The organism is Candidatus Jordarchaeum sp. (assembly GCF_052745115.1).
On sequence record NZ_JBRAKS010000182.1, the window covers coordinates 1 to 8,027 of the forward strand.

An 8,027-nucleotide genomic window follows, 5' to 3' on the forward strand; every position below is an offset into this window, starting at 1 on the left:
TAGCCATATATGGTATTATTTAGTATTAAATCTTCCTACTGTTGTAAACCCTTCTACAAGTCACCGCAATGGACATGGCTTCCCTCCAACATAAGGAACTCTACCAGAAAGTAGTCGCCTCCATTGTGGAAGAAAAAATTGAACCCGAACCCTTCTTAGAGCGTGACAAAGAGAAATCTAGGGAGCGATTCCTAAGAGATTTAGAAGAGTTCTACAATCGTGGTCCAGAAGTATTTGAGGAGAGGAAAGACCTCTGGAGCCACTTCCACCACGAAAACCTCATCCATTATTACAAAGTAAACTATGAAAAATAAAAATCGGGGGTAAACGAACCCTGCATCTGCGGTTCAGGGAAAAAATTCAAACGCTGCTGCATGAAATACTGGAAAAACCAAAAAGGCAAAACACTTCACCATAATATGTAACTTTTGAAAAATTGGAAAACAGTCCAGAATCGGAACCAGAAATAAACCTGTCAAACGACGAAATTCTTCGACAGGGTGAAGCTTAGAGAATCCTACTTGCACCGAGTCATAACCTCTAAGATGGATTAGAAGATATCAAAGCAGCCAAACAAATTAAAACAAAAACTGCCCTTTTCATATGGTTTAAGGGAAACCCGAGAAAAAAGCTTCAGAATTGATTTTGCAGACTTTTTGATTCATTGACGGGTAGACGCCAGCTTGTAACGTTAACCTTGAGAGTTCTAGATCTACCTCATAATTTAAACAGTATTGCTACCAAAAATGGAAAAATGTCTCAAGAAAGGGAAGAGGAGCTTTGAAAAAAACATTTACGTTACAAGCTGACGCGTCGTTTATAGTTGTTAAATGAGAGGTTTTGCTTTTTTTGGAGTAAAAATGTAAGGTTTATGGTTATTTATATAATTTTCTATCTAAAACATTAACTTTTTCAAATTTAAGATAGGATTTCGCAATTTTTAGGGTGAGGAATATGTTATGAAGTTAGGTGAGTTACTGGAAGAAAGAGCCAGACTCATTAGAGAGATTGAGAGCCTTGAAGAACTCAGAAGCGTAGAGTTCATAGAATCAAAGGAGAACCCCTCCGAGGTACGCTTCAAAGACATAACGGAGCACATCAACCAAAAGAGGAAAGAGCTTCGGAATTTAAAAATCAAACTTATGAAGTACAACCTCTCCACAAAAATCCCCAATCATCCCGAGATAAGCAGCCTAATGGAAACCAATCTACTCATCACCGACATCATTAGCGAGATAAAACAGCTACGCTCACTAGAGTTTTACAGATCTAGTGGTGAAAGTCGTCCCCAGCTGTCTCCCAGAGAGCTGAGGAAGAAGATAAGTGAGCTAGTACGAGAAAAGGTACGCCTAGACGTGCTTAGAAAAACCATTAACTGGACGACAGAGGTCGGATAAAGCTGATAGTTACTTGACCCCCCTCTGATAATCAAGAGACTTTCAGTGAAACTTATTGCTGACTCAAAAATTAAAGATTAAAACTTGACAATCAACCAAAATGGTTAAACCTTAAACCTCAACATTAGAGCTTTCCCCCCCGCGTCCAAAAAGAGACCCAATCCAAGATTCACACTATCAGCATCCAAAACCTCTGCCACTCCTTTCGCACAATTATCTAGACATTACTCACCATATGTAGGCAGATTGCATACATAGAAACTATTTCAGCTAATACTCAAATAGGCAATTAGACATAGAAAAATCCCATTTCCAAGCATAAAATGCGTGTAAAGGCTACAAAACCACCTCACTTACAGTAGGCAACCTAAACAAATTGTGTCCCCCTTCCTCCCTTCTTTTATTTTTCGACTTTATGATGAAAACTCTACTTCTCTGGTTAAGTATTTTAGTTTTTCATTAGACCTTAGGCGTAATTATTTTTTATTCAGAAATGGTGCGAAAAAGTTTAAAATCCTTCAGAAATCCTACCGAAAAATGCAAAAACTGTGATAAAAGACGCTTGAAAACGGAAAAAAAATCCGGAAGTATTAATTACGCCTAAGGTCTATTATAGGCATTGCGAAGAATCGTCTATAGTTGTGTCCAAAAGTCGAGAGGATTAATTACCTTTATGTTAAATTTTTTAAACACATCATGTTTAAAGTGTTCGTCAGCGGTGTGCACAACATCGATGTACTTTTTCACTGGAACAAAGCATAGAAAATCCCATATGTGAATTCCACTCTGTGCGCTAAGCTGCATAGCCTCTATCAAATCCTTCTTTGTTACTTCAACCTTAACTATTTCCTCAGAATCCATTATATTCTGTACATAGTTTCTAACAGCCTGCGAAGATAACCTTACCCCTCTAAAAGATAACACGTGGTATAACTCTGAAATCTGATGCAAGGACATATAAACTGTATCATTGAGTAAGGTATTCTTTATGGTGGTCGCTGCCTTCGCATGGGCTTCAAGAGCTTTTTTATATTTTTCCTCGGAATCAAATTTTTCTTTCATTGGAGCCTTTAGCGAGAAACTCCAAACTTCTGTGTCTATCATCACATTCATATCTCTACCCTTCAACATCACTGTAATCATATTCTCTGAAATCCTCAGGCCCCGCCCCCGTAACTGGATATTCCATCATTTCCAGTAGCTTTCTAGTAGCATAACTTAATTCCCTTTGCTTTTTCCTAGGTGAAACTTCCCCCTCAGCTGCAATATCGATCAGATAGTTAATCAACTCGTCATACGAAATTTTTCTTTCTCGCTCACTAGTTAGTTTACCAACGAGTTTGGCTAACCTACGTGCAGTCTCTTTTCGAATTTTTATTGTGGTATACACTCCAAAACACCAACAGACAACATGGTATACTAAGTATATAATGTTTACTATTTTTCACGATCAAAAAAGTCCTCCAATATGAGTCATAAGTCCTCACCCTGCGTTAAGAAGCATAAAATCGTTAACCACGCTACACGCATCTTTTTCTAGGAGCAACTGGTCCAAACCTCTCACACCCTCTCTTATGTGTTCTAAGCGGTCTTCCAGCTCTCCCTTCTCAGCTCACACCCACTCTCTGACGGCAGATACATTCCCTTAAGAGGATTCATGACTACTTTCCGCCATTAGAGCTTTTAGATATTTTTCACGCAGTTTCTCCAGAATTTTTTTGATTTCGGTTGGAACCGATATAGTTGAGTACTTATCCATCCTCATCACTACAAAACTATGTAACGATTAATTATACAATATTTTTTCACAGAACAGTCTAAGAATTAACAGCTCCACTAATCACACACGCAGAAAAAACGCAAAAGAAAAAAATCAAAAAAATAAATGAAAAAATAAAAAATTAAAGAAGGCGACCAAAAATAGTGGTCTATGGATCAGCGAAAACTATTTTTCTCTTAGCAATAGTAAAATGAGTTTTTAGAATTTGGATTCTTATTTTCTGCCAATTATAGGGAGCTCCCTTATTCTTATTCTCCTGTCTTCGATTACAATAATTGCTCCTTTTTTCAGTGGTTCCATTATTTTTGGTAGCGTTAATAGCAGCATTTGATTGACGAACTCGGAAGAGGGGTTTTTCAGGCGAAGTATTATAGTTGAGGGGTTTTTGGATTTCGTGTAGGCTAATATGTCCCCGAAGTCTAGGTCTGTGGTGATTAGAATCATATCTTTTTCAATAGCGTAATCGAATATTTCTTCGTCCTTAGATTTTGCCATTCCCAGTTCGCTTATCCTCACTGCCTCGTAGCCATTTTTCTTCAAGAATTCAACAGTTTTGGGAGAAATGGACACATCAACAAGAAACTTCATGTCTTCACCGGGATTACCTTCTCTGTAGTGACCCAAGCGGCGTATTCCAAAGCCTGCTTTACGTCTTCTTCGTCGAGTTCGGGGTAGTCTTCAACTATTTCTTTAAAAGTTTTCCCACTGGCAACCAAACGAATAATAAGAGCTAATGGTATCCTAAGTCCTCTAATACAGGGCTGCCCCCCCATCACATTTGGATCTATGGTAATCCTGTCGAATTTTACATCCTCGTCTTCGAACATTACAACCGCCTCAAACACCATGTTTTTATCAGAAACTAATCTATTAAACCTTCTCCTTTGCTTACACGCCCAGAAACTGCCTGACTGGATAGAACAGTATGTTTACATACGCAAGTACCTCCTCCAAACTCACTAGATAGGTTGGAAAACAGGTTAAGCTTGCAGGATTCGTGGGAACCTTAAAATATCTCCTGAACAGCACCGAAGGATACGCGTCCCGGGTAAATGTTCTCACAAGGTACACCGCTACTGCCAACACTGGAGCCAAAAGAACCAGCGGAATGGGATCCACACAAAAAATAGAATATTCCAAAACAAAACCGCAACACCAAACGCCAACGAAAGCTCGAGTAATTCAGAATCTCCCCATGTCATCTACCGAATAAGTATTTTCTGCGCTCGTCTGGATCACTAAATATGACTTTTTCCCGGTCAAAGTGTTCTGGGTCGAATCCTCCGCCAAGCCACTCCAATGTTTCTTCGTACTCTTCATGATTGGGATTTTCGATAATTTCTAATAGCTCTTCATACCCCCAGACACCTCCACAGTCCTCGGGTGGACACGCCCGCTTTCCAGCAATGCATATCGGGTAACCGGTGACCTCGTCCGCGGGAAGAATCTTTTCCAGTTTCACTATGTGCTCCCAGTTGTCACCAAAATCATATGTGTAATACGCCACCCTGTTTTCATCAGAGAAATAATCTGCTATTCTCTGCTTCCATCCCGGAAGAGTTTCCCTGTCCCCAGGTAAATCGCTTGGAATCCCAATCTCTACATTCACCCCCGTTTTGGGGTCAACTATTTTAAACAGGTGAAGATGACAGTCAAACCAGCCCATGGCGTTCTGAATGGCGACATGCAAGTCCCAAAACGTGTAGATTTCCGGAACCTGTATCCGTCGCCAAATCGGCGGCTTGGTATCCCTCAGAGTAATTTTAAACTGGTACACTTTCTCAAATTTCTTTTTCACAACATCCCTCCTTCTGCCGCTTATGATTAACAAGAAGTAATATGTATTACTTTACTACAAATTTACATTCGCAATTTATATATTTTTAGGATGGAAGACATGTTTCTTCTAACGGTTTGCGAATAAAAAAGCAGCCCAGTACTTTTTGTTCAAGTCCTTTACCGATTTGCAAAAGCAGTTCCTCAGTAACGAGGATTGAAAGTTTTCTTAACCTCTAATTCATTTATTTTTTTATTCAATCTTGCAAAGGAAGCCCTGACAGTCTCCACCATCAAGCGAGCGAAACGTTTATTTTGATTTGTCTTCCATATTTTAGCGTATTTTGAGGTGTCACCTTTTGAGACGAAATATATTCGTGGATAGGGAGGCAGAGTTACAGCAACTTGAGAGTTTATGGAGCAAACCTGCGTTCTCTCTTGTTTTCGTCTTTGGGCGTAGGAGAGTCGGTAAAACCCGACTGCTCACTGAGTTCGCTAAGGAAAAAACTGGTGTTTACTACGTCGCCGCTCAGGCTCCCTATGAAGCTCTCTGCAAAGAGTTCTCGGATAGCACCAAACGCTCCCTCGGCCTGCCATTTTCAGGCGACATAATAGAGGTAACCGAGAGCGTCACAAATGCTACCAGTGAGAAGATTCTGATCGTCGTCGACGAGTTCCAGTACGTGGTTGAGGTGGACGCCAGCTTCCCATCCCGCCTACAGAGACTCATAGACTCCGAACTCTCCCAAAGAAACCTTATACTTATCCTCTGCGGCTCAGCAGTGTCCTTCTTCGAGGAGAAGCTCCTAGGCTACAGAAGCCCCCTCTTCGGCAGAAGAACCGCCACCCTAAAACTTAAGCCCCTCAGCTTCCCCCAGATAAAAGGCTTCTTCCCAAACTACAGCATAGAAGACCTACTAAACACCTACGCCGTCATTGGCGGAACACCCGCCTACCTAGAAAAGCTAAGCGGCGCCAAGAGCTTCAAGGAAAACCTGAGAAATATTGTGACTCCAGAAAACTACCTCTACGACGAAGCCCAAAACATCCTAAGACAAGAAGTGAGGGAGCCCCGAACATACTTCAGCATACTATCCTCCATAGCGGAGGGAAAAACCTCACAGAGCGAAGCGGCATCAGTAGCCCAAGTAGACCCCCGAAGCATAGTCAAGTACATAGACCTCCTCGAAGAATTGGAAATACTAACGCGGGTGAGACCTCTGGGCTACAGGAAGCCCGTTAAGCTCCAGTTCAAAGACAACTACTTCCGCTTCTGGTTCACCTACCCCTACAAACTAAGAACACTACTGGAAACCGGTTACGTGGAAGAATCCCTCAACCACATACTCGAAACCTTCAACATCTACCTCTCACGAGTCTTCGAAGACGTAATAGCTGAAATAGCCCCACTCCTGCACCAGCACGGACTAATCGAAACCAAACCAGTTCAAATAGGCAAATGGTGGCACAAAGACACCGAAATAGACACCATAATCAGAGAACCGGGAAAATCAACGACATTCATAGAGACAAAGTGGAGCAGAATCAAGCACAACGAAGCCGAAAAAATACTCAAAGAAGTTGAGGAAAAAGCCGCCAAAACCGGACTAGCATCACCAGAAAACCATTACCTCCTAGTAGCCAAAGAAATAACAGATGAAACAACACCAATCAAACCAGAAAAACACAGAAAAATAATAGACCTAAAAACCCTCAACAACATCCTAAAACCCACAGCAACAAAAACTAACAAACAAAACCTGAACCCCACAACAAACAAATAAGCCGCCAAAACAGAAACTAAAAACTAAAAACATATACTTCCCGTATACGGGAACAAAAAAATAACTCCTGTAAAGAAAATTCCTTAACAACGAGGATTGAAAGCAAAAAAAAACAAATGTTAAACTTGAAAAAAGAGTTCCTCAGAAACGAGGATTGAAAGTAGAAATCACTAGCTTCCCTCACATATAAAGTTCTATATTGCAAAAGCAGTTCCTCAGTAACGAGGATTGAAAGACTATGCCAAAACATATTCCTTCAAGAATGACTAAAAAAATTGCAAAAGCAGTTCCTCAGTAACGAGGATTGAAAGTTTCATGTGCATCACTCCTTATTCTCATTCCCATTGCATTATTGCAAAAGCAGTTCCTCAGTAACGAGGATTGAAAGTTTACCTCCTTTTTCGTGTTCCCCCGCCCCGAGGTGGAATTGCAAAAGCAGTTCCTCAGTAACGAGGATTGAAAGACCAAGTACCTTACCGCTTGGTCGGATGTGATACTTATTCTTGTAAAAGCAGTTCCTCAGTAAATGAAACTTGTTTCCCGGATTTTTTACTTAAAAAGGGCGTAAAGGGGCTGGTGGTTTTTGTGTTTTTGCGTTACATTCGATTGGAGGGTATCATTTTTTGTAGGGTGTCTGAAACTGGAACGAAAAACAATCTAGCTAAACGGAAACAGTGTATTTTAAAAACAGGTTGCATGAGGAACTTTTTGCATTCCACAAATAATCACGCAAAACAAAAAATCGAGTATCATGGTAGTTGTTTGCTGGGAGGTTATAGATTTTCGATATCGGCGTCTAAGAGTTTGAGGCCGAACTCTTCAAGTCTTTTGAAATGTTTTTTGTTCAGTGTCCAGAGTGGTGTAGTTTCTGAGATGCAGATGGCTCCGGTTAGTAGGTCTCTTTCTTCTAATGGTTCTCCTCTGCTGCTTAGCTCAGCCCAGATTTTGCTTGCCGTGCTTATACTTTCGTTGTTTAGGGGTAAAACTTCAAATGCGTCCTCAACAGTTTTTTTAGACTCTTCTGGGTTTACCCCTGCCCTGATTTCTCCTCTGATGTACTCGTACTCGGTTATTGCGGTTATGCACGCATCGTAGACTTCAACAAACTTTTCGAGTTTGCCAATTTTCTCTAAATTAATTAGAGCATCAGTTTCAACGACAATCTTCAAGGGGGTACCCTCCATTGTGCTAGAGTGTTTCTTCTTTTTCTGAATTTTTTAGCTTGAGGTTCTTTCTGAGGGTTCACAACAGTAGAAAGATTTAATGATAAATAATACCATTCTTGGACTT

10 protein-coding genes, 1 pseudogene and 1 CRISPR repeat array are annotated in these 8,027 nt (G+C 40.6%); of the genes and pseudogenes, 5 read left to right on the forward strand and 6 right to left on the reverse strand.

The window, feature by feature from the left end; all coding sequences use genetic code 11:
- Positions 1–68 precede the first annotated feature (68 nt).
- From ACUVXA_RS12825 to ACUVXA_RS12835, 3 genes and pseudogenes are all read left to right on the forward strand, one after another.
- Positions 69–314: a hypothetical protein gene (locus tag ACUVXA_RS12825; RefSeq protein WP_445871667.1), complete on the forward strand. Its 246-nt coding sequence runs from the start codon at positions 69–71 to the stop codon at positions 312–314.
- Between the two features lie 12 nt (positions 315–326).
- Positions 327–425: pseudogene (locus tag ACUVXA_RS12830) on the forward strand (SEC-C metal-binding domain-containing protein); the annotation flags it as partial.
- Between the two features lie 534 nt (positions 426–959).
- On the forward strand, positions 960–1,397 hold the full coding sequence (locus ACUVXA_RS12835) for a hypothetical protein (RefSeq protein ID WP_445871668.1): 438 nt from the start codon (positions 960–962) through the stop codon (positions 1,395–1,397).
- Positions 1,398–2,030: 633 nt separating this feature from the next.
- Here the strand turns inward: ACUVXA_RS12835 and ACUVXA_RS12840 are convergent.
- The 4 genes from ACUVXA_RS12840 to ACUVXA_RS12855 all read right to left on the reverse strand — a co-directional run bounded on the left by ACUVXA_RS12840 (position 2,031) and on the right by ACUVXA_RS12855 (position 4,004).
- Entirely contained in the window at positions 2,031–2,510 is a 480-nt protein-coding gene (locus tag ACUVXA_RS12840) for a hypothetical protein (protein ID WP_445871669.1), read from the reverse strand.
- Between the two features lie 4 nt (positions 2,511–2,514).
- The gene (locus ACUVXA_RS12845; protein ID WP_445871670.1) at positions 2,515–2,787 is read right to left on the reverse strand and encodes a hypothetical protein; all 273 of its coding nucleotides are present in this window, start codon (positions 2,785–2,787) and stop codon (positions 2,515–2,517) included.
- Between the two features lie 603 nt (positions 2,788–3,390).
- Entirely contained in the window at positions 3,391–3,801 is a 411-nt protein-coding gene (locus ACUVXA_RS12850) for a DUF5615 family PIN-like protein (RefSeq protein ID WP_445871671.1), read from the reverse strand.
- On the reverse strand, positions 3,762–4,004 hold the full coding sequence (locus ACUVXA_RS12855) for a DUF433 domain-containing protein (protein ID WP_445871672.1): 243 nt from the start codon (positions 4,002–4,004) through the stop codon (positions 3,762–3,764). Before ACUVXA_RS12855 ends, ACUVXA_RS12850 begins: the two co-directional genes overlap by 40 nt.
- 170 nt (positions 4,005–4,174) lie before the next feature.
- Between ACUVXA_RS12855 and ACUVXA_RS12860 the strand changes: the two genes are divergently transcribed.
- Positions 4,175–4,390 carry a hypothetical protein gene (locus ACUVXA_RS12860; RefSeq protein ID WP_445871673.1) on the forward strand — a complete coding sequence of 72 codons (216 nt, stop codon included), beginning with the start codon at positions 4,175–4,177 and terminating at the stop codon, positions 4,388–4,390.
- Here the strand turns inward: ACUVXA_RS12860 and ACUVXA_RS12865 are convergent.
- Positions 4,376–4,975 carry a plasmid pRiA4b ORF-3 family protein gene (locus tag ACUVXA_RS12865; RefSeq protein WP_445871674.1) on the reverse strand — a complete coding sequence of 200 codons (600 nt, stop codon included), beginning with the start codon at positions 4,973–4,975 and terminating at the stop codon, positions 4,376–4,378. The two genes, ACUVXA_RS12860 and ACUVXA_RS12865, sit on opposite strands and share 15 nt — an antisense overlap.
- A gap of 337 nt (positions 4,976–5,312) precedes the next feature.
- On the opposite strand from ACUVXA_RS12865, the gene ACUVXA_RS12870 reads away from it, so the two are divergent.
- A complete protein-coding gene (locus tag ACUVXA_RS12870) occupies positions 5,313–6,737 on the forward strand; it encodes an ATP-binding protein (protein WP_445871675.1) in 1,425 nt (474 codons plus the stop codon).
- A gap of 124 nt (positions 6,738–6,861) precedes the next feature.
- Positions 6,862–7,200: direct repeats of the CRISPR family, unit length 37 nt; unit sequence ATTGCAAAAGCAGTTCCTCAGTAACGAGGATTGAAAG.
- Between the two features lie 310 nt (positions 7,201–7,510).
- Here ACUVXA_RS12870 and ACUVXA_RS12875 read toward each other — a convergent pair.
- Positions 7,511–7,906, reverse strand: a complete 396-nt coding sequence (locus tag ACUVXA_RS12875; protein WP_445871676.1) for a type II toxin-antitoxin system VapC family toxin — start codon at positions 7,904–7,906, stop codon at positions 7,511–7,513.
- Positions 7,907–8,027: the final 121 nt, after the last annotated feature.